Annotated in this window: 26 protein-coding genes; 9 read left to right on the top strand and 17 right to left on the bottom strand. The window is 41.3% G+C overall.

The window, feature by feature from the left end:
• Positions 1–500 precede the first annotated feature (500 nt).
• The 10 genes from MHH92_RS30545 to MHH92_RS30500 all read right to left on the bottom strand — a co-directional run bounded on the left by MHH92_RS30545 (position 501) and on the right by MHH92_RS30500 (position 5,064).
• A complete protein-coding gene (locus tag MHH92_RS30545) occupies positions 501–1,442 on the bottom strand; it encodes a hypothetical protein (RefSeq protein WP_340907869.1) in 942 nt (313 codons plus the stop codon).
• A gap of 26 nt (positions 1,443–1,468) precedes the next feature.
• The gene (locus MHH92_RS30540; protein WP_340907868.1) at positions 1,469–1,681 is read right to left on the bottom strand and encodes a hypothetical protein; all 213 of its coding nucleotides are present in this window, start codon (positions 1,679–1,681) and stop codon (positions 1,469–1,471) included.
• A 67-nt stretch (positions 1,682–1,748) separates the two neighbouring features.
• A complete protein-coding gene (locus tag MHH92_RS30535) occupies positions 1,749–2,249 on the bottom strand; it encodes a hypothetical protein (RefSeq protein ID WP_340907867.1) in 501 nt (166 codons plus the stop codon).
• 113 nt (positions 2,250–2,362) lie between these two features.
• The gene (locus MHH92_RS30530; RefSeq protein WP_340907866.1) at positions 2,363–2,542 is read right to left on the bottom strand and encodes an aspartyl-phosphate phosphatase Spo0E family protein; all 180 of its coding nucleotides are present in this window, start codon (positions 2,540–2,542) and stop codon (positions 2,363–2,365) included.
• Position 2,543: 1 nt separating this feature from the next.
• Positions 2,544–2,768, bottom strand: coding sequence for a hypothetical protein (locus MHH92_RS30525; protein ID WP_340907865.1), 225 nt, complete (start codon positions 2,766–2,768; stop codon positions 2,544–2,546).
• A gap of 24 nt (positions 2,769–2,792) precedes the next feature.
• Positions 2,793–3,119 carry a hypothetical protein gene (locus tag MHH92_RS30520; RefSeq protein ID WP_340907864.1) on the bottom strand — a complete coding sequence of 109 codons (327 nt, stop codon included), beginning with the start codon at positions 3,117–3,119 and terminating at the stop codon, positions 2,793–2,795.
• Between the two features lie 50 nt (positions 3,120–3,169).
• Positions 3,170–3,529, bottom strand: coding sequence for a hypothetical protein (locus MHH92_RS30515; RefSeq protein ID WP_340907863.1), 360 nt, complete (start codon positions 3,527–3,529; stop codon positions 3,170–3,172).
• A gap of 265 nt (positions 3,530–3,794) precedes the next feature.
• Complete coding sequence (locus MHH92_RS30510) at positions 3,795–3,962, bottom strand: hypothetical protein (protein WP_006211836.1); 168 nt, start codon at positions 3,960–3,962, stop codon at positions 3,795–3,797.
• 79 nt (positions 3,963–4,041) lie between these two features.
• A complete protein-coding gene (locus MHH92_RS30505; RefSeq protein WP_340907862.1) occupies positions 4,042–4,212 on the bottom strand; it encodes a hypothetical protein in 171 nt (56 codons plus the stop codon).
• Between the two features lie 525 nt (positions 4,213–4,737).
• A complete protein-coding gene (locus MHH92_RS30500; protein ID WP_340907861.1) occupies positions 4,738–5,064 on the bottom strand; it encodes a YolD-like family protein in 327 nt (108 codons plus the stop codon).
• Positions 5,065–5,309: 245 nt separating this feature from the next.
• On the opposite strand from MHH92_RS30500, the gene MHH92_RS30495 reads away from it, so the two are divergent.
• Positions 5,310–5,531, top strand: coding sequence for a helix-turn-helix transcriptional regulator (locus MHH92_RS30495; RefSeq protein ID WP_340907860.1), 222 nt, complete (start codon positions 5,310–5,312; stop codon positions 5,529–5,531).
• 180 nt (positions 5,532–5,711) lie between these two features.
• Here the strand turns inward: MHH92_RS30495 and MHH92_RS30490 are convergent, their stop codons facing one another.
• The 6 genes from MHH92_RS30490 to mobQ all read right to left on the bottom strand — a co-directional run bounded on the left by MHH92_RS30490 (position 5,712) and on the right by mobQ (position 13,895).
• Positions 5,712–5,840, bottom strand: coding sequence for a hypothetical protein (locus tag MHH92_RS30490; RefSeq protein WP_340907859.1), 129 nt, complete (start codon positions 5,838–5,840; stop codon positions 5,712–5,714).
• A gap of 88 nt (positions 5,841–5,928) precedes the next feature.
• Positions 5,929–7,320, bottom strand: a complete 1,392-nt coding sequence (locus MHH92_RS30485) for an ArdC family protein (RefSeq protein ID WP_340907858.1) — start codon at positions 7,318–7,320, stop codon at positions 5,929–5,931.
• A 2-nt stretch (positions 7,321–7,322) separates the two neighbouring features.
• Positions 7,323–7,508: a hypothetical protein gene (locus tag MHH92_RS30480; protein ID WP_340907857.1), complete on the bottom strand. Its 186-nt coding sequence runs from the start codon at positions 7,506–7,508 to the stop codon at positions 7,323–7,325.
• Positions 7,509–7,538: 30 nt separating this feature from the next.
• A complete protein-coding gene (locus MHH92_RS30475; protein WP_340907856.1) occupies positions 7,539–9,659 on the bottom strand; it encodes a type IA DNA topoisomerase in 2,121 nt (706 codons plus the stop codon).
• 18 nt (positions 9,660–9,677) lie between these two features.
• The gene (locus MHH92_RS30470; protein ID WP_340907855.1) at positions 9,678–11,915 is read right to left on the bottom strand and encodes a VirD4-like conjugal transfer protein, CD1115 family; all 2,238 of its coding nucleotides are present in this window, start codon (positions 11,913–11,915) and stop codon (positions 9,678–9,680) included.
• Between the two features lie 9 nt (positions 11,916–11,924).
• On the bottom strand, positions 11,925–13,895 hold the full coding sequence (gene mobQ / locus MHH92_RS30465) for a MobQ family relaxase (protein WP_340907853.1): 1,971 nt from the start codon (positions 13,893–13,895) through the stop codon (positions 11,925–11,927).
• A gap of 262 nt (positions 13,896–14,157) precedes the next feature.
• Here mobQ and MHH92_RS30460 point away from each other — a divergent pair, with 262 nt between their 5' ends.
• The 7 genes from MHH92_RS30460 (at position 14,158) to MHH92_RS30430 (ending at position 18,484) form a co-directional block, all read left to right on the top strand.
• On the top strand, positions 14,158–14,445 hold the full coding sequence (locus MHH92_RS30460) for a hypothetical protein (RefSeq protein ID WP_340907852.1): 288 nt from the start codon (positions 14,158–14,160) through the stop codon (positions 14,443–14,445).
• A gap of 1 nt (position 14,446) precedes the next feature.
• Positions 14,447–14,719, top strand: coding sequence for a hypothetical protein (locus MHH92_RS30455; RefSeq protein ID WP_340907851.1), 273 nt, complete (start codon positions 14,447–14,449; stop codon positions 14,717–14,719).
• A 38-nt stretch (positions 14,720–14,757) separates the two neighbouring features.
• A complete protein-coding gene (locus MHH92_RS30450; protein WP_340907850.1) occupies positions 14,758–15,519 on the top strand; it encodes a hypothetical protein in 762 nt (253 codons plus the stop codon).
• A gap of 249 nt (positions 15,520–15,768) precedes the next feature.
• Entirely contained in the window at positions 15,769–16,950 is a 1,182-nt protein-coding gene (locus MHH92_RS30445; RefSeq protein WP_063568289.1) for a ParM/StbA family protein, read from the top strand.
• A gap of 3 nt (positions 16,951–16,953) precedes the next feature.
• Positions 16,954–17,355 (top strand): hypothetical protein, encoded by a 402-nt coding sequence (locus MHH92_RS30440; protein WP_340907849.1) that lies wholly within the window; start codon positions 16,954–16,956, stop codon positions 17,353–17,355.
• A gap of 166 nt (positions 17,356–17,521) precedes the next feature.
• Positions 17,522–17,710 carry a hypothetical protein gene (locus tag MHH92_RS30435; RefSeq protein WP_340907848.1) on the top strand — a complete coding sequence of 63 codons (189 nt, stop codon included), beginning with the start codon at positions 17,522–17,524 and terminating at the stop codon, positions 17,708–17,710.
• Positions 17,711–18,313: 603 nt separating this feature from the next.
• Positions 18,314–18,484 (top strand): hypothetical protein, encoded by a 171-nt coding sequence (locus MHH92_RS30430; RefSeq protein WP_340907847.1) that lies wholly within the window; start codon positions 18,314–18,316, stop codon positions 18,482–18,484.
• 452 nt (positions 18,485–18,936) lie between these two features.
• Here the strand turns inward: MHH92_RS30430 and MHH92_RS30425 are convergent, their stop codons facing one another.
• The gene (locus tag MHH92_RS30425) at positions 18,937–20,004 is read right to left on the bottom strand and encodes a hypothetical protein (protein WP_340907846.1); all 1,068 of its coding nucleotides are present in this window, start codon (positions 20,002–20,004) and stop codon (positions 18,937–18,939) included.
• Between the two features lie 357 nt (positions 20,005–20,361).
• Here MHH92_RS30425 and MHH92_RS30420 point away from each other — a divergent pair, with 357 nt between their 5' ends.
• Entirely contained in the window at positions 20,362–20,994 is a 633-nt protein-coding gene (locus MHH92_RS30420; RefSeq protein WP_340907845.1) for a hypothetical protein, read from the top strand.
• The last annotated feature ends 165 nt before the right edge of the window (positions 20,995–21,159 follow it).

Genomic DNA, 21,159 nt, shown 5'->3' with positions numbered 1-21,159 from the left:
ATGCTTCCGGAGACGCACAAATGGACGCCCGTGGCCGTCCTGGGTGTGTGAGCTGCACCGATGGGCGCTATGGAGCTTCGCGGATCTCTTCCGGATCGGAGAGAGCAGCCGCGTGCCGGGCGCTCGGGCTTCAGCTTGTGGACGCTCCTGGTACGTGCCTGGCTGCTGTTTCTTCTGGAGACGAACAAAAGGACGGCCATGGCCGTCCTGGGTGTGTGAGCTGGGCCGGTGGGCGCTATGGAGCTTCGCGGATCTCGTCCGGATCGGAGGGAGCAGCCGCGTGCCGGGCGCTCAGGCTTCTGCTCGTGGACGCTCCTGGTACGTGCCTGGCTGCTGTTTCTTCCGGAGATGAACAAAAGGACGGCCGTGGCCGTCCTGGGTGTGTGAGCTGCGCCGGTGGGCGCTATGGAGCTTCGCGGATCTCGTCCGGATCGGAGGGAGCAGCCGCGTGCCGGGCGCTCGGGCTTCAGCTTGCGGACGCTCCTGCTACGCACGCTCCCTCATTCTTTCGGTTCACTTGGTGTGTTCTTCTTTCTGCTACTCCCTGTAGCTGCTGGTTTCTGTGTTGGAGTCTTAGCGCCTTGCGAATCTCTTAACTGATTAATTTCACTGTATAGCTTACGGATCTCTGCTGTGCTTTCCTGGGTAGCAGTCTGAAGGCGTTCAGTTGCTTCAGCCGACATTTTTTCAATTTTAGCCTGGTATTCTCCTTGGACTTTAAGCAGCTCGCGCTGTTGCTGGACTTCAAAACGTTCTGTAAGTCGCTCGGTTGATTCCTTGTGACGATTTTCTAGCCGCTCGATCTCTTCAGCAGATTGTTGCTGAAGGGTGCTGATTTGATTTTCAAGGCGTTCAATAACTTCGACTTGCTTGGATTCGTTTGCACTCAATGCGGCCACACGCGCTGACAGTTCTTTGTTTTCTTGGGCAGCTTCCTGGTACTGACCAATTAGACCAGTGAGATTGTCGATTTTTTCTTTATACTGTTCAACTAATAAATCGCTCTTTTCTTTATTATCCCGCAATTGCTCAATAAGCGTCAGTTGTTCGGCATTATCTTTCATTTGGCGTGCAAGGGTTTCCTCATTCTCCTTCAAAAGTGAACGCAGTTCATGCAGCTCTTTCTCTTGATTGAAAAGATCATTGCCGCGTTCGGTTAACTTTTCCTCATACTGCTCGGACAGATTCAATCGATTGGCATTCTCTGATTGCAGCATAGACATAAAGAGCTTGACTGTACTTGATGTGTGATACTCCAATTGCTCTATATCCTTGGTGTAAGATCCTAGCGATTTCATCTGCTGTAACTCAAACAATTCAGCCATATGTACTAAAAAGCTCTCCTGTGTAGGGAGTCCACTTTCTTCAAACAGTCTTTCAACTTTCTCTTTTACTTCCGGATCAACCTTGTAACCCTTACTTACCTTCTCTTCCTTTGACATAATATACACGCTCCGCTGTTCAGATTTTATAATGAGCCTTGATTGTTCATCACTTCAGCAGCCTTTAAATATGCTTGATGATCTGACAGTAAAATTCTCTTATTTTTCTGGTCTTTATACATGGAAACCAGATAAGCAATTGCAAGGGATTCGGTCTTTAGATCAATGTCCTTCAATACTGCCTGTAACTCTGATTTCACAAAAGGTGCAACCTTCACATTTTTCCGGGTATCACTCATACCAAAAACCTCCTAACAAACACTTACCCTATGTATCCATTATAGCACATTAAGGATACAAAAGATACTATTTTGTATCCTTAATTGTTTGTTTTTTAGCTCTTATTCTCATGGATTTACCGTTTATTTTGTCTGCTCTTACAGCCAATCCAGACAAATAGTCATCCGTAATTCTCTCAGGAAAGACTCCGGTACGATCCCTTAGAATATTTTCTAGTACCCATGCCTTCCGCGTCCAATATTCATAGTCCTTAGCTGTTAACTCGGCATGTTCCTGGAAATCACCCTCGGCCTTATTAAGAACCCTCATATAGTTATAAAAATCTGTCCGCTTCTGACGAACCAAACGAAGCAGCACAATTAAATCATTCGTGGATCTCTGCATGAGCTGGCATGTATTCTGTTCAGCATCCGATATAGATACGTTGTTTGTCTGAAAAGCGATCTGTCTGCGCTCCCCGTTCTGCTGTACATCTTCAGCAGAAACAGCCATTTCACAAAACGCACAATAATACGCTTGGTTTTCACTTCTCAATTCAGTTCCACAATATGGACATGTATACGTCACTGACATTCTCCCTCTCTGTTCCATGACTTTAATCCTGCTGTGTACTTCAGCGATGTATGATAAAATAGGAAGGGTGAGCGACCCGGCAAAGTTTCTCACCCTAAGTCGATTGCTTATGCAGTCGGCTTTTCCTTTTTTATCAACTCATTATACTCATTTAGCACTATATCAAGCTCTTGGGATTTCATAAGCGTACGCGGATCATTTATACCGTAATTCTCGGCCAGCTCATTCAATAACTGCCGTTCCACCTCAATACGATTTTTCAAGTCCATCAGCTCGTCATCTCCCATTTTATTTAGCTCCAAATAATTGATCGGCTACCCTCGTAAACAGTTCATCGACAACTTCACCATCTCGAATTAGTCTATTTTCCAAACCAGGAATCACCGGGACGGCCATTTCTAGCATGAAATATTTCAATTCCTGTTCAGCGGTTAGGTCTAAAGAAGGCTTCTTCTGAGGAAACAGAACAACATTATCACTCGGAACCGAACTACTTTTATAGACACTCTCCATGTTCTGATTCTCCTTCCATAATGGTTATCGGATCAAAATACTGTTAGGTTTGTATGTGTCGCCATGGTACTCATCTTTGGTTAACTGTTTCCTCACACCTTCAGGAACATGTAGCCATTTAAGCATTTGCTGTAACCCTCTTGGGCCTTCTCCACTATAAAACCAGGAGAACCCGGTAAACTGAAATTGTTCGCTGGCTGTACGGATCGTAAGCCTGTACCATCGCCGCTGTGTGAATGTTCCGCGTACGCTGACAATTTCACTAGGCTGAAGCCTACCGGATTCTATCAGGCGTTTGGCTGTCTGTAATGCCTTCTTCGTTGTAGGTTTTCTGTAATAACGATACTTCATTTTTATTCATTCCCCTTTCTGCGCCAGGTTTCGACCTGGCGCAATGGTGGTTAATTTACATTTTGCTGTTCGCGAAGCTCAATAGAGGCAATATCCATTTCAAACGTTGCCACATTCTCTGTTACAACCGCATCCATTAACTCTTGGATTTTGTTGGTTATCAAGTGGTACTCACTGACTTGAACAGTCCAAATGCAATAATAGATGGGCTTTCTTTCATCTACCTTTTTCAGCATACCAGCCCATTCATGAGTCCGGGCAGGCGTGAGAGTATCAACCATTTCCCGGTACTCATCCATTGTCAGAAAGTGTATTTTAACCGGTTGTCCATTCAAGACAAAGGCCGCTTTTTTATAAATGCCATGACATACAGTCAAAGCAGCTAGTATTTTAAGTTTATGTGTTTTCATGACTTTCCTCCTGCTCATATAGTAGATGTGGGCAGCAGCTTGGCGGCTGCTGCCGTTTTGCCCCTATTTCCGGTCATTGAATTTGTTGGTAGACCAGTTGAGCAGGAACGTGATTGACTGAAGGAAAATACTGAACAAAATGAGTATCAAAAGTAACATTTCCATTGGGCTTGTCCTCCCTTTAACATGATAAATTTTTGTGTTATGATGGGAGGGTAAGGGTTGTGAAAGCATCCCCCTTACCCAACCTGTTAGCACGGGTTAATTATTTAGGCTTTTTCTTGGGCTTCGACCGCTGCGAACGGTCGGAGCCTTTTACTTTTTGTCGTGCCGTATTCCATTCAATGAACGCCTTGACGACTCCCAACAATTGAACAATGACTTGCATAAAAGCCGCGATAACGGCCAACATGACAATCGTCTCATTCTGCATCTTCATCACCTCCTTTCAGGCATTTCATTTTTTTCTTTAACCTTCAATCCACTTCCAAGGAGCCGGGAATCTTTAGGTGTTAGGTTTGATGCACAGTTTCCGATCTTGCTGTCTTGCCGTTTTCGTATGCTTTTGTCAAAGAGCGTTTTAATCCCATGTCCATTTCGCCGTCATAGCGTTTAAACCATATATGTTCCTGGGGAACAAGGCTGCCCGTAGGGATGGAAAAAAATTTGAGTGCCGTTCTCAAAATTTTTTCCACCTTGTTCACCAGGGTTATATATGGTTTGCTATTAGGACGGAGAAAGGGCATGGGATTAGCTCAAAGACAAAAGCAGGAGAAAAAAGGCAGTCAGAACGCTAAACGGTGCGGATCAAACTGCCTTTGACTTTGACCTTCGCCCCGTGTGGGGTGTTAAGCGAAGGCCAGGAACGTAGGCGGCTTTAGCCGGGGCGGTTTCCCACGGCTTAGGCCGCCTAGTTATCGGGCTGAGTAACCCCGCAGCGGTGCGTACCAGGTCTTAGGCGGTGTATTTTACCGCCTTAGAGCTGGTAGCATAAGCCCTTATTCCCTTAAAATCATTACTTGGCTCAAGCCAAGCCTATGCTGAAGCATACACAGAAAAAGGGCAGCCCCTCATAGGCCGCCCTTTTTAATATTCGGAATTTACTCCGTGCCGGCATGTTGGCCAACAAATTAATGTTCGTCTTTTACGTGATATGTACCCGGCTGCAGAAACGTTGCTCGGATCCAAATGGCATCTAATTCCGAATGTTAGTCTTCAGCGCCCAGGATCACAGAGAAGGGAACTCGCTCCCAATCATCTATGCCGATTGAAATTTTAGCTTGCCTTGTCTGTTGATCCATATGAAGGACGGTTCCTGTTAGCGCTCGATCCTCAAACTCTCCAAATATACGGATTGTAATTTCCCGGCCAAGTTTTAAAGACATAGCAAGTTTCTGCCCAATATCCTCTTTTTCCTGTTCATCCAATACAGGCATAACCTTACGGCGACTCTCCTTATCTTGCTGTAACATAGAATCGCGATGTTCAGGCAAAATAAATCGACTGTGCCACATACTAGGATCATCGTGAAGCAAAAGACCACCCCCAAAATAAGAACGTATATTCTCATTATGAGGGTGGTCTTTGTTTTGTCAATTGATGAACGGAAAATTTCGCAAGGTGAGAGGACCCGGCAAAGATTCCCACCCATCGGCAAGGGAGGATGATCCCATAATTCTATTATACACATCGACCTATAGGTCGTCGATCTATAGATCGTTATAGAATGTTAAATACTTCGGTAATATCTATAAATAAAGAGAACAAGGAGTTACCGACCTTGAAATTAAAAGAAGTACGCGAAGCATCAGGACATACACAGGAATCACTTGTAAATCAAATTCAAACTTATATGGAATGCTCACTGAGGCATTATCAAAATATTGAATATGGAAAGAAAATACCGACAATGCCGCTTGGCTTGTTAATTTGCAAGCTCTGTAAAGTTGATCCGAATGAGATAGACGAGTGGAAGATAAACGGGGACATGAGTAACTCATGAAAATGTTGCTTGTGTGGTTCCGAATTGTTCCTACTGTGGTATAATAAAAGTATAACAGGTGTAAAATAAACAAAAGCCACGATGCTGGACACATCGTGACTTGTCAACAAAGGCCGGTGGGCGACCACGGCGTATTTCAATCAAATGAATGAAAAACCACCGGATTCCAAGGCTACCAACCTAATCCCGGTGGTTTTTCTTGTTCCGCGCTGCTTTCCACGCACTGCATAAGGCTATTACCCCCACTGCAATACTAACTAGCTTGTCGCTAATTTCCAGGAAATGCTGCACTACTGCAAGAAATGACACGGCGTCACCCCCTTTCGGGTAAAGCTTCGCCGTGTCGATAATCCCACCGGTTACTTTGTCTCCTCTATTATACCATAATCAGCCTATTCTAACGCTCTAATTCTGGCCCTGATTTTGATTTTGGAAACTCAATGACATTGGATTTGTCCTGTCCTTTTGGCTTCTCGTCCCGATCCGTAGAAGCTGCGGCTACTTCTCTAGCAGCTTCATCCATACCAGGAATACCAGGAACCGTCTTTCCGTGAGAAGCAATTTTTTCATAGCGCTCTATATATTCGGCCAGAACCGCTCTCTTAGATTCGGTTACTTCAGGTTTGTCAGACCTGAATATTTCATCACGGATCTTATTGTATGCAACCTCCATGTGTTCCGGAATTTTCTCGTTCCGTTCCATTTTATCTGCATAAGAGATTAACAATTTCACATCTTCAATCTTCTCATTTTTGAATGCTGAAGGGTTAGTGCTAAACTCTGAACGGATCTGAACGGATACTTTATGAGCACCCTTCAAGAAGAATGCACGTTCATTGTCTTTTTCATCCACTAATAGCTGGGTTTTTGTAGCTTCCTGTATGCGTTCTCTATTCAATTGGTGGTCAACCTCACGGATAATATTATTAGCGGTTTTCTGGATCTCGCCCAGGGCCTGTTTAGCCAATTGAATATCTTTTGCCCAGGTTGCAATATAACCGGCGCTGTATGCTTCCGTATCCATTCCATAATACTTTGTGACCATAAAGGCCGTGGCTTCAGCCTGGGCTTCCCTATGACCTCGTGGCAAGTCCTTCAAAGGACTGTCCATTCGGTGGAGCTGCGAATGAGCATACTCATGGATTAATGTTTTGAATTTCATCGTCGAGTTTTCAATAGCCGGATTGATCCGGATGGCATGAGCATCACGATCATAATACCCACGTACATTAGGCTTGTCCTTAAAATCCTCGGCATTCTCTCGTACATCCATTTTCTTTGCTAGATGATCAGAGAACTGCTTATATAGTTGGGCAGCTCCTTCACTGTCTCTTATATCATCACGGACAAACTGCCGTACATTGACTATTTCTTTGCCTTTTGTTTGACTCACGTCAAATACGTTCACCGCCGTGAAGCCTGTAAGCATTTCCTTCTTCTCAGTAATTTCCTTCCCCTTTGCATCGAGCTGAGGTCGTTGTGTAACCGGATCTATTTTAGTCATTTCGACTTTCTTGAACGTAGGAGCAAAAATTTTAACAGCCGTTTCGCCCTTCTGAACCTGTCGCCCCATCTCCTTCCAGGCCTTGTATCCCTGTACCATGGTGGCTTCCGGTTTTTGGGCGTAAATCATAACCACATTATTCAAACTGTATTTTGGAAATTTAGATGCCACTTCTAAATAACGTTGAAATTCGGCCTTGCTAAATATCCTTTCTATGGCCTGGTCAACTTGTTTTTGCACCTGAGCCATCTTCGCTTCGTAGTCGCCAGATTTAGGAAACGGCATTCTTATTCATCCTCCCTCACATATAGAGGTTCGTACAATTTAACCCCGTTTTCTACAATCTCCAGATAGGCGATTTCTTCATAGTTAACAAGATCCCCGTTTGGAACTTCCTCATATGACAGATATCCTTCAGGCTTTGTCACGTAAATAGGTTTCTCGCTCCCCACGATCTCATAAAATTGGTACATGGTGTTTCCCCTCTCTGTCATGAGAAAATGTTAAGAGAAAATAAATTCGATCTTTCCATCCTTCAAGGAAAGAGCTGCTTCAAATTTCTTTTTACTTTTGCTCGTAAATCCTTTGATCGTGCCAGTTTTCCCTTTCTCACATAGCGCCTTGATTTGAGTAGGGGTTAACTTTTTGCCTAGTAGCTCTTTGAAAAATGTTATCTTGCAACCCTCTTTATAGGCCGTGCAACCGTAAAACTTCCCTTTGTCCGTTATATAGCCGTTCCCACAAGGACATTTGCAAATTTGCTCGGCTTCTTCAGTGGCCGCAATCTGCGCCTGGACATTCAAATTCCCCATGTCAGCAGAAGCTTGTTCCAGTAATTTATGGCATAATTTTTTCGTATTCTCTATAAAGACGCTGCTTTTCTTGTTGCCTCGGCCTATCTCCTTCAGGAATATTTCCCATTGGGCTGTCATTTCAGGTTTGGAAAGAACGGTTCCTTTCACAGCTTCACATAGAACCTCGCCCTTCGGTGTTACATAGACCTGGTTTTTCTTCACTAGAATAAATTCCCGTTGCATGAGTGTTTCGATAATGCTGGATCTTGTCGCTTCAGTACCTAAACCTTCAGACTCATTTAAAGCATCCCGCATTTCTTTGTCCTCAACGTGACGACCGGCATTAGTCATAAGAGTGATAAGCTGCCCCTGTGTATACGGCTTAGGCGGCTGCGTCATCCCATCCTTGACACTTACAATCCCGTTCGTTGGATCAGCCTGTTTAACTCGCGGTAGGGCTTTGTCCTCGTCCTCTTCATCATCCGTTCCTTCAGGATCGTTGCGATACAGCAGCTTCCAACCAATAGACTTTTCAGTCTTACCCTTTGTAATAAAATCCACTTCACCAATGGCTGTTGTAATGACGGTTTCCTCGTAAGTATAATCGGGCAAAAACATACCTAACGCACTTTTGATAATTTCATCATAGGTAGCCTTTTCCATTTCCGTAAAGTCTGCGGTTGATGATGGTATTTTTTCAGTCGGAATAATCGCGTAGTGATCGCTCACTTTATCCGGATTAACATATCTCTTGGATGGCTCCAAGCTATGCGCCTGGAACGAAACAGCTATGAGCTGCTGATAATTGCTTAGGTTCTGCTTCAAGTATGCAAACTCTTCTGTTGTAATGTGCTGTGAATCGGATCGTGGATAGGAGACAAAACCTTTTTCATAGAGTGACTGCACAGTAGTTAATACGTCCGTTGGGCTATATTTCTTCTTTTTATTCATGGCCGCCTGTAAACCGGATAGATTATACAAGGTAGGCGGCTGCGTCCGCTTCTCATTCACTTCAACTAGCTTGACAACCCCATTATACGTAGTCTTTCCAGGCTCAATATAGGGTTTTACTGCTTCATACAGCTTTTCTTTAGATGGGTAACGATCGCGTAGCTTACCAGTGTATTTCCCTGTAGAAACGGTGAACTCAGCCACAAGCTCATAAAATGGTTCGGATTTGAAATTTTTAATTTCACACTGACGGTTGTAAATGAGCGTAAGAACCGGTGTTTGTACTCGTCCTACACTAAACACATCCTTGAACCCCTTACGCTGCAGATGCAGCGTGTACAACCGACTTGCATTAAGTCCGATAAGCCAATCAGAGATTTGCCGGGCTTGAGCTTCATAAAAAAGGTTAATGGTCGTTGATCCGTCCCGTACTTCAGCAAAACCTTTCCGTATCGCATTTTCGGTTAGAGAGGAAGTCCATAGCCGTTTTATTGACTTGTTGGAACAACCGGCCATCATGATAAGCAGCCGGGCAATATTTTCGCCCTCTCTCGCCGGGTCAGTCGCTATAATAATTTGATCGGCTTCTTTCAATAAATCCTTTACAATTTTGAACTGTGCTGCCTTATCCTTTGAAACCTTATATTCAAAACTCTCCGGAATAATAGGGAGACTGTCCAAGCTCCATCTCTTCCAGGCTTCGTTGTATTCATCTGGATTTTTAAGTTCTACTAGATGCCCGATAGCCCATGTGACCTTAGCGCCGCCCGGAAACTCTTTGCATGGGTTAATGAGAAGAAAGCCTTTCCCCTTAGTATGCGGGAAAGGCGCGGCCAATTTTCTGGCCTGGTCAGGTTTTTCAGCTAATACGGTTATCATTGTGCATTCCTCCATTTATCACATTGGTAAGTCGTCTGAATCGTCCAGTTCCTTTTTCTCTTTATCCTCATCCGTTTCTTCCTGAACAGCAGCCGCTTCATCCGTAAGCTCCTTAATCACTTCCATTAAAGCTTCAGCGTCAGGATCGTCGTCACCAATGCCGTTTAACGCATCCTCTAGCTCTCTAAAGGCCGCCTGTACATCTTCATCGGTAATTCCATCATCTGTTGCTTCAGCAGCAATAGGAGCTTCTTCAAATGGTTCTACCGGTGTTTGATCGATTGGGTCAAGATTACCTAACAACATGCTTAGTTCTTCTGTTGAGATACCTTCTCCGTCCTCAAATTCGTCTTCTTCCGCAAACGGTACGTCTTCTTCTTCAGGAATCTTTTCCATTTCCTCTTCTAAGGCCAGCATTTCGGCTTCTAAGGCTTCATCATAATCCGCATCTTCTAATCCCGGTACTTCTGGTTCGATGGCTGTATCGGCTTCTGGAAGCTTCTCAATATGGTTTGCAGAGCTAATGCCTAAATATTTCAAAAACTGTTCTCTGGAAGAACGTTCGTAGTTAGGCTTACGGTCTTTTCCAAAAAGGAATTCACCGTAAATTTTAAACTGATAGGACTTTTCTAGTTTTAAAGGATTGCAGCCGCTGACGAAAAGATAACAAATTGACGGGCTTACATTAAGCAATTCACCCTGGGTGATTAAAGGACGCTTAACATGCTGTACTGATACACTTTTGGAAGCATTCTTTTCTCCTATTGAAGTGCTTTTTTGCTTATGTTCAATAGTGGTTTCACCGGCCAGTTCACTAAAATATTTAGCAGTCTTAGTATCTTTAGTTCGTAAAAACAAAGTAGCATCATGGTTATTCACGATCGAACGGGCTAAATCAGGCCCATACATTCGTTTATCTTCTAATTGTCCAAGATCCTGAATTACCGTGTGCAGTGACATCCCCAAGCCACGACATGTAGCAAGCGTATTGGTGTATCCACCAATTTTCCCTATGTTCGCAAATTCATCGAACAGACAAATGGTATCAATCGGCAGCCTTGAATGGTTTTCATCAGCCACATCGTAAAACGTATCAATCATCTGTTCAAAGAAGGTAGCTGTGAGCTGTTTAAACGGATTACTCTTCATCCGAACCTTAACGTACAAAATAGTTTTTTCCTTTTGCATATCACGGAAATTAAACGTACTTTTAGCTGTAAATTTCGCAATTTTACGCATTGCGAAAATTCCGATCTGCTGCCCTAACGTGGACATAATTCCCGTTCTGGTATTTCCTGCACTCATATTAGCCAAAGTGAACATATCATAAGCTGGGTGATCCGTTGGCATTTCCTCAAGTAAATTATCAAGATATTCCTCGTCCTTACCAGCCTTAGCCGTGAACTGCACCACATGGGTCATCGTTGCAGCCTTGCCATGTTCAATTTTGATATAAAGGATGATTGCTGCAAAGTAAGCAATTGCCGATTCACTCCAAAAATCACGTTTTCCATCATCAACAGCATTGGAAGCTATCGTATTGGCAACGGCTCTGGCATCCTCATCGTCCTTTACATAATCGAGAGGATTGTAACCAACTTCTTCGGAAAACTTCACAAAGTCAATTTGAAAAACCTTGTATCCTTGATCTCTTTTAAGTTGATGAGTGGCTTCATAAATTTCGCCTTTTGGGTCAGTTACAATGATTGTTTCATTGACATGATTCAACATGTTGGGAAAAACATATGCCTGGCCTTTACCCGATCCTGAAGAACCAATTATCAAAACATTTCGGTTGTCAACAACAGTATCTTTAGGCATAATGATTAGTTCTTTCCTGTTAGGAATTTTACCTAAAATAATGCCGGGTTCCATTTTAAAAGGACTCAGTGAATCTTTGGTGTATGAATTTTTTTTGGAGTATATTTTCCCATTTACATAATCGGAAGGAACTCCCCATTTGGCTGTACCATGCAAACCAAGGTCACTTGCGTCTTTAAGTTTAGGAAGAAGGATAGAAGTTCTCATGGAATAGAGAAGTGCCCCTAAGATTACAACCGGAATTAAAGAAAAAATTACCTTCAAGTTTTCCTGAGAATAAACAAACGAAATAACTTTTATCGGTTGCAGAACTAATTGAGTCAAGTCACCGCCAGGACCAATTATATAAAAGCCGACCATCAGTAAGTAAGAAAATAATATACTCAAAAGGAAACTAGCAAAAATGGGTTTCCATGCTTTCTTTTTAAAGTCCATACATCCTCCTTAATGATCCAGTTCCTGACCTCTGTATCTTCTTCGCTGTTTCTTTTCAGTAGGATCTTTTTCATGTTTTTTGTTTTCATTCGCACGCTGCGCCTGCTCCAATGCCTGGAACAACCCCGAAGCAACACTTTGAGAATATTGGTGTTCGACTTGTTGATCAGGAGTAAATGAATTGTCCATAGGTTTATCATTAATCTCTTTTGTGATTTGTTGATGAATCATACTTAGATCCTGGTCAACTCGTCCGGAACTCATTCCATTGACTTGACGATCCTGAAGGCGTAGTAAGACTTCAGCATTTGTAATGTGATCGATTGAATCAGAATAATGATTTTGTAAATTGACTCGAAGCAATTGAACGTTTCCAGCTAAATCTTTTTCATGTCGTTCTTTTTGTAATGTGAATTGTTCAATCTTTTTATTCGCTTCATAGACAAGATCAAAGTTTTGTTCTTTTAAAGCACTTAACCGTTCTTTCATTTGTTTCTGTATCGCTCTGTCTAAAATGAAAACACTCTTCGAAATATTTCGAGTTTGTTCAGCTAAAGAAGGAGTATTTTTTTCATGCTCTTTATATTTGGAAACAGCATAAGAAGATACTTCATCTTCGCGTAGTAATTTGTTTGTCTCTTTGAAATATTGAACTGCATGATACATTTCATCGACAGAATAATTATTGGTGGACTGATACAAAACTGAAAATTCTTTTCGAGTAAAATCACTTTGAATATCTAAAGCTTGATCAGCTTTGTCTAAAAGCATTTTCAACTTAGATAAGTCTTCCATATTTTTTTGTTCTAGCGTTTTGATATGGGAAACCTTTTCCTTCATTTGATCCATAAATTTAGAAGGAGTGAAGCCATATTTCAATACTTGCTTCGGATCGTCTTGAAATGCTTTGAATGCCTTATTAAGCAAGTTCTTTTCGGAAGTGATTTTAACTTTTTCACTTTCAATTTTCTTATTCCAGTTTCCATTTTCGATTTCATCTTTAACTTGTTTTGCAATGATATAATCCACATAACTTTTAGATCTTTGTGCCACCATAGATAGAGCTGTTTTCTCTCCATCATTCAGCTTTCGACTAGATCGAATAACATTAAGTTGTTCAGCAAGGGATTTTTCATTTTTATATTCAGAAAGAGAAACAACTTGTTGCTTTTTCAAATCTTTCAGCTTATCTAATTCGGAGTTAATCAGTTTAATTTCTTCGTTAATTTTTCCATAGTAAGTAACTGGTTCATAAGGAACATTGTTTCTGATCGCTTGCTCTTTCACTCTAGTTTCATACTGGAAAGCTGTACGCTCCAGTCTGATTCCAGGTACACGATCCAATCCTTGATTTTTGTAACTTTCGTGACTAACTCGATCTTCGATTCCACGATCCTTTAATTTCTCATTAATTAGATCCGCATAATTCTTCCTCCATTGAACGAGCGTTTCTTTTTCATTCCAGTTAGTCAAATGTACACTTACTTTCTTCATCACCCCGTTAACTTCTTTATCAACTTTCTGACGTTTATTTCCCCAGGAACCATCTTCATTAAAAGGACGCATGGTGAGCATGACATGAGCATGGGGATTGTTCTCCTTATCTCTGTGAATTGCAATATCAGCAACCATTCCTTCATCTGAAAAATTCTCTTTGCAAAATTGAAGGAGCAATTCCTTTTGATCATCGTTGTTCAGATCGTTTGGAAGAGCAAGACGAATTTCTCTGGCTATTTGTGCATTCTTCTGCTTTTCAATTTTTTCGACTTCATTCCATAAACGTTCACGATTATTGACCCAATCTGGCGCATTCTTCGGAGCCAGGATGAAGCATTCAGGTGCAACAGTTCTTTCACCGTAATTTTTAGTCAAACCATCGCGTTCAGAATATAAAGGTTCTCCGCTGCGATAAGCTGCGGCCGCAACAGCGGAATGATTCATACGGTTTAATATCTGCGAGCTAAAGTAAAAGTACCCCATACATGCCCACCTCCTTCCAAGCCCCTGCGGGTTATTTGCTGCAAGCAAACTCCTTTCCAACGGAAAGGTCATTCACGGGAAGTGAATGAATTCGAGCGAAGGCGAGACCCATTCCCTGCGAAGCAGGGGTATAAATGGGCACTCTTACTTCGTTCATGTGATCTAGTATACCACACTTTCCCACATTTTAGTAGACTTTTCGCCTAAATTACGGTAAAATTAATGCATTAAACACCGTAATTACTTAAAGGAGGAAAACAAAGTGGCGAAAAAAAGCAAACTCGGACAAGTACAGAAATTAGAGGAACAGATTAAAGAGTTACGCGAGAAGCAGAAGAAAATAATCGAGCAAGCTCAGAAAGACATTGGGGAGTATTTGATGGATTCATGGGAAGTAGAAGATATCGAACAAGCAAAGGCACTTATTGATAAGTTTAAGCAAGAAGCTAAAGCTTCATTCAACAATAATGATTCCGGAAGTCGCCTAGATCAGAATCCAAGCAACAGCCAAAATAACTATAGTGCGTCCGGTTCGAACCCTGCCAATTGATATGGAACATGAAAACGAAATAAAGAAAACACCAATTTCTGATATTGATAAAAAGATTGAACAACTTGAAGAACGAAAGAACAGAATAGTTAGATTAGCATCAGAAAAAGAAAGAAAGCAGCGTGCTAATCGGTTGATCCAAACAGGAGCATTAGCCGAAAAATATTTTGGAATTGAACACTTATCTATTGAGAAAAGAGAAGAGTTATTTAAAATTTTCTCTGACTTTATTTCGAAAAATACACCAGAAAAGTACCGGAGGAATAATGATTAAATTTTCGATATTTTTTTATAACTAGGGAGGTATAGATAATGGACGCAAGAGATCATTTAAATAACCAAGTTATTGAGATACTTGAAGAACTTGCGAATAAACAAAAAAGCAGATCCCTGAGAAAACAACAACAAAATGAAAATCAGAATGTTCAACCTTCTGCCGATAATAAGGTCGTCCCGATCCGTCCGGATCTGAATGATAAAAACCACACCGTGAGTAAAGTAGAACATTCAACAACAAAAGATGAAACACAGTCATTAAAAAGTTTGTTAGCTGCTCGGCACAATTTAGATTCGCTCAAAGAGAGGTTAAATAAAGATCCAGAAAAAAACAAAAATGAACTTCAAAAGTTGAGTAAAGTTGAAGTTAAACTGAACAGCAGCATTGTAAAAGCACAAAGAAAAGAAATTACTTTAGCTATTGATAATTTAAAGCGAGAACCACGTAGGTTTGTATTAAAATTGGCTGATACAAAGAACAAAATTGAGTTGCTTAAATCCAAACTTGAAAACAATCCACGTCTTTATAAAATGCATTACGAAAAGCTTGAAAAACTTGAAAAGCTGATCGATAAAAAGATTGATAATACCCAAACAAAAACATTACGTTCTGCTATAAACAACATACAAAAAAATCCTGAAAAGTATCGTCAAGAGATTGACCGTTATGACGAAATGGAAAAAACATTGAAGCAAGGATTGAATCAAAATAACCAAAATAATCTACAAAAAGAAAAGGAAAATGATAAAAGCCAGAAGCAAGAAAAGACAAGAAATGACTTGGAGTTGTCACGATAAAACAAAAAGCAACCTTTTCCCCTTAAATAATCCCAAATGTTTTCAAATTGAATTCATTTGGGATTCATTTTGACAACATTCCGTCTTTTTCGTCAATAAAATCTAAAATTTGAATGCAAAATGAATTCATTAAATATTCAAATTGAATTGATATTACATTCAATATCAGTTATAATAGATTTATGAATGGTATTTGAATGCCTTGTGAATTGAATTTGAATGTAAACTTATACTTAAGGAGTGATTTAGTTGAAATTAAGAGTGATAACGGATTTTGGTAACTCAAAAACAAAAATGCGAATCAATGGAGTTCGAATTGAACAACCATCTGTCATTAAAAGGCTTCACAGTCCTGAACCAGCATCAGAAACAGATATCGAAAAAAACGTTGCAAATTTGTTAGAGGAACTAAGTGTAAATATAGTAAGCCCTTCATTAAAAAGATCAGGATTTTTCTCAGTCGGACAACACGCAAATCTTGATGCTTTAAAATCCGAAAACATGAATATTAAGATCGGAAAAAAATCAAAACATGACATTCCAGTCATCATGAATTTGTCTTTGACTGCTGCACAATCAGTAAAAGAATATTACAAAAAAAATAAAAAGTTGCCTGAAAAAATTGATGTTCAGGGAACATTGACAGGTGCAATCCCTGCGTCTGAATATACTTCAGAGATAGCAAAAGAATTTGAAGAACGCTTCACCGGAAAAGATGAATCTCCTATTGTACATGTCGTCATAGTATATGTAGGTTCTCAGTCTGTTACGGTTACAATCAAATATACAAACGCCAAAATTACACAAGAAGGAATTCCAGCGTTATACGCCTTGATCGAAGCGAAGGATACGATTTTAAGAAAATTCCGTGAACTGTATAAAGACGATCCGAAACGTAATAGCATGACTCAAAGAGATTTTCTGTCTTTAAAAGGATTGGGAATTGATATTGGTTCAGGAACGACTGAGTACATTCATAGCCGCGGAGTAAACCCTGTATTACAAAACTGTCACGGTGAAAAACGTGGCGTAGGACATGCCGCAGAAGAAGCAGGAAAATTGCTTGAATCAGAGCTTAATGGTCACCTCAAAATCAATCGTCAACGCTTTGATGAAATCATGCAAGATAGTCAAAATAATTATCATGACCTGGCTCAAAAATTCATGTCAGAAGCTCAATATGGTGAATCAAACAAGATATTAGAAGATGTGCAAGAACGATACAGCATCATAGGTGGAGATATTGATTTTATGATGGTTTTTGGAGGGGGAAGCATCACTTTCGAAGAAGATCTCTACCCAAGCCTGACCGAATTTTCTCAGGATGTAAAATGCATGATCCTCTGGATTCCGGAAGAATTTGCAATTGATATGAACTTGGATGGTCTTGAAATTTTGCATACTAAAGTGTTCTTTCCAGGAGTTGCATAACGAATGAATGATAAAAATAGAAGAGAACTTGTTTCATGGCGTATTGGTAAATTGCCCGACACCGACCAATTGAATGATTGGGTGAATGCTCAATCTAATGTTCAAAACTCAATCACTAGTTTAGTGAGACATATGATTGAACAGTTCGGTTATCGTGATGTTACGGCACACGATATTCAAAAGGCTCTTTTCCAGAAACCAATAGCTGACGAATTGCGTTCAATTTTATCTGGACTGAAAAACGTTCCTACTATCTCAATTCCACTCAGTGAAGCTGCTCCTTCTGCTAAAAATGAACCTGAAGTCGTTGCAGAAAATCCGACAGAAAATGAAATCAGTAAACCTGAAACGTCTAAAAATTCTAATGATGATATTTACGGAATGATAGACAAAACAAATCTATAAAAAAAGAGGATGGATTGGGAAACCAAACCATCCTCTTTTTTTATGTTCGCTTTAGTCGTCTGGATCGGAGAGAGTAGCGGCGTGCCGGTCGCCAGGAGTTCAGCTCGTGGGCGCTCATGGTGTGCCTGGCTGCTCGATACATCCGGAGACGAACAAAAGGGCGGCCGTGGCCGTCCTGGGTGGTGTGAGCTGCGCCGGTGGGCGCTATGGAGCTGCGCGGATCTCGTCCGGATCGAAGAGAGCAGCGGCGTGCCGGGCGCTTGGGCTTCAGCTCGTGGGCGCTCATGGTACGTGCCTGGCTGCTGTTTCTTCTGGAGAAGAACAAAAGGGTGGCCGTGGCCGCCTGGGTGTGTGAGCTGCGCCGGTGGGCGCTATGGAGCTGCGCGGATCTCGTCCGGATCGGAGAGAGCGCGCGCACCGGGCGCTTGGGCTTCAGCTATTAGATATCATGAAAATCAATTGGTTAACCCAAGTTAACTAGGTTAACCTATTGATAATAAAGATCCATAAAGTTAACTAATTCACTAAAGCATACAATCATCAAAAGGATTAAATTTCTAGTAGTTAACTACGAATAACTGAGTTAACCTACTGAAATTACTGAAGAGAATAGTTAACTTTAATGTGATAGGGATTCAGAAAATTAAAGTCTGAAGATCCAAGTGGAAGTTCTTTTTTTCGTAGGAACAAAAATAACCACCTCGCTCAGCAGCAGTATTTATGCTCATTTTTTAGAATAGTCCCCTTTGATTTTATTGGTTAACTTGAGTTAACTGGGTTAACTCTATTGTTTATAAGAATCTAATAGTTAACCAAATTTAAATTGATCTTGCCCGGATCAGAGGGAGCGGCGCGCGCCGGGCGCTCGTGCTTCAGCCGGTGGGCGCTCCTGGTACGTGCCTGGCTGCTCGATACTTCCGGAGACGAACAAAAGGACGGCCGTGGCCGTCCTGGGTGTGTGAGCTGCGCCGGTGGGCGCTATGGAGCTGCGCGGATCTCGTCCGGATCGGAGGGAGCAGCGGCGTGCCGGTCGCCAGGACTTCAGCTCGTGGGCGCTCCTGGTACGTACCTGGCTGCTGTCTCTTCAGGAGACGAACAAAAGGGCGGCCGTGGCCGCCTGGGTGTGTGAGTTGCGCCGATGGGCGCTATGGAGCTGTACGGATCTCGTCCGGATCGGAAAGAGCAGCCGCGTGCCGGGCACTTGGGCTTCAGCTCGTGGGGCGCTCCTGGTGTGCCTGGCTGCTCTATTCTTCGACTGACAAACGGATGCCCACGTCTTGAGTGTGTAAGCTACTCGGATCGGTTTCTGCGTGCCGGTCACCTGTTGCATCCTCAGAGAGCTTCCACAGGCTTTCAGGAGCGCTTTAAATGCTGATTGATAGGTTTGGATTGGTTAGATAAATAAAAAGAATCCTAGGCTATTTCAGGCTGTTATAAAATGCAGGGAAAGAACAACGCTAATTCCATTCACATTCAAAAGTGATTCATATTCGATTCAAATTGAATGAATTCTGTCACATTCGGATCATAGCAACTCACATATGATTCATATTGCATTCAATTTGAATGAAATCACATTCTTTAATGCATCTCTGAAGTAGCGGCAGCCAATTGGTGACTACTATTTTTATAACGCTCTAATCTCCGTTGAAATCTCTCTTCTTCACGTCTAGCTTCATCGGCACGTGCATCATCTTGATCCACTTCAAATTGCTTGTTAGCAATCGTAGTAGCAAACCAGCGAGGGAATACTTTAACCTTGTCGTTAGTTTTGGATCTTTTAACAAATTCGGCAAACGTCCGATCAATAGCGTCACAAGTGTAATTATTTATATCTTGCTGCTGTGTTTTCATATACTCGACAACCTGGAGTCCCATTTCATTTTTTATGTTGTACATTGTTAAGTTTTGGAGGAAAGCTTCATGTCGGATAGTAGGTGCTTTTGTTTGGCTTACGTTTATCAACATGTGGATAAGTGGATCGCGTCCGGTGTATACCTCTTCTTCCTCAAACTCTAATGATAGTAAACCTAAAGAAGTAAACCTACTGATTGATTGCTCAGAGTGAGTAGCCGATTGCTCATTATAAGCAGCCGATTGCTCATAATGAACTTTCGATTGCTCATTTTGAGCAATCGGTACTTTCGGCGTTTCTTTCGATTGCTCATTTTGAGCAATCGGTAAATCCTCATTTTGAGATGGGCGTGATAATGTGTATCCTTCCAACGAGAAACCGAGTTTGTCTAACTCACGCTGAATAAAAGATAGATTTACGCGGTAATGATTTGTATGGTCAAATTTCTTCTTATCATTCTTTCTGCTTTCGATAATTCCGTTATCCACAAGTGCTTTTAGTTTTCTAGCAACAGTGGGTCTTGTGGAAAACATTATTTCGTCACTTAGTTCCTGAGCAGACTTCCAGAACCAACCTCCTCGTAATTGGGATCGCATTTTATTTGCTTTGTCATGGTCACCGATCCGTTCCAGCACTTCAATTTCTGCTAACTTTTCAGAATCGGATTTGTTAATGACTTCTTGCCAAAAAATCATCTGATTCAAGAGTGCAGCGGATACAGCATCACCAGTTAGTTCAACGTATTCTTCTTTGATTGTGCAACGTAATAATTTTCTCGGTTGTTGTTCTGACATAAATAAAAAACCTCCGTTATTGCCCAAATATACTCCATAAAACAGGGTTGGGCAAAACAGAGGAATTCCTTTACTATAGGGCTATTTTCATGGTATAATACCAATATAAATGTAGCCAAATAGAAGAAATCCTCTATCAAGCTTTCGCCTGGGATGTTATAAACGGTTCTCTCGTCGCCAAACAAGTGACCGTTTATAGCATAGTGTGGAGCAGATAGGGGATTTTTTTGTTTTAAAATGCTTATTGAAATGTTATCTTTAGATAACGAGTGAATCTATTTAAACTTTACTAGCATTATAGCAAAAGATGGATACAAAGAAAATGACATTTTCTCAATGAACTAAGGTGGGGATACTTTGGCTAGTCCCAAACTAAATCTAGCATTGAATAAAAATGCTGAAGAAATAATTGCGTTGGCTGCTAAGAAAATGGGAACCAGTAAACGTAATATAATTTCTTTGGCATTGGCAGAAATCCTTAAAAATTCTTATGATAAAAGGTTCGTTGATTCATTGTCTAGTGAGATAACAACATCTGTTTCTACTGCATCAACAATTAGCGAGCAAGTACAGGCTAAACTAGAAGGCATTGAAAGACATGGGTATTCAAGGCGAGTTTTTTTCGGGTTGCTTATTTCCGACTATTTCCTACACAACCAGGACAAGTTTAGAATAGACCAAGACGATCCGGACGAGAAAGACAGTCCAAAAGGTCATATTGAAATTACTCTCGACCAGGGTACGAAGGAAAAAATCATGTCATATGCTGAAGAAAATGCAATGACAGTAAGCAGCCTTTTTTCCCATTATATTTTGAATGAGGAAATTAACATTGACTCGTTCGAAATAAGCGAAAAGGCGTTTTTAAACCTAATTCTCAGTAAAAGCGTGAAGAAAGTCCTGGATAACAAGGCGAAAAGTACCAATAGAACATACAGATTTTACTTAAATCTAGTCGCTGAACAAATAACTAGGAATATTTCCACATAGGGATTGCCTTAAAATAGGGCAATCCCTTCTTTACAAAATTAAATTAATCTGATAAAGTCTAATCAGATTCAAACGGGAGGGATTATATGGTAAATAGGGGCTAATGCCAGTTGGGAGTATCGTCCAATACTCGACTTATAGGAAGTCTTGTAAAATTCCTATTAG

The sequence above is a fragment of the Paenibacillus sp. FSL M7-1414 genome (genome assembly GCF_038003195.1).
In the GTDB taxonomy this organism is placed as follows: domain Bacteria; phylum Bacillota; class Bacilli; order Paenibacillales; family Paenibacillaceae; genus Paenibacillus; species Paenibacillus amylolyticus.
The sequence above is the reverse complement of the archived record's forward strand: the minus strand, read 5'-3'. Positions and strand labels throughout refer to the sequence as shown.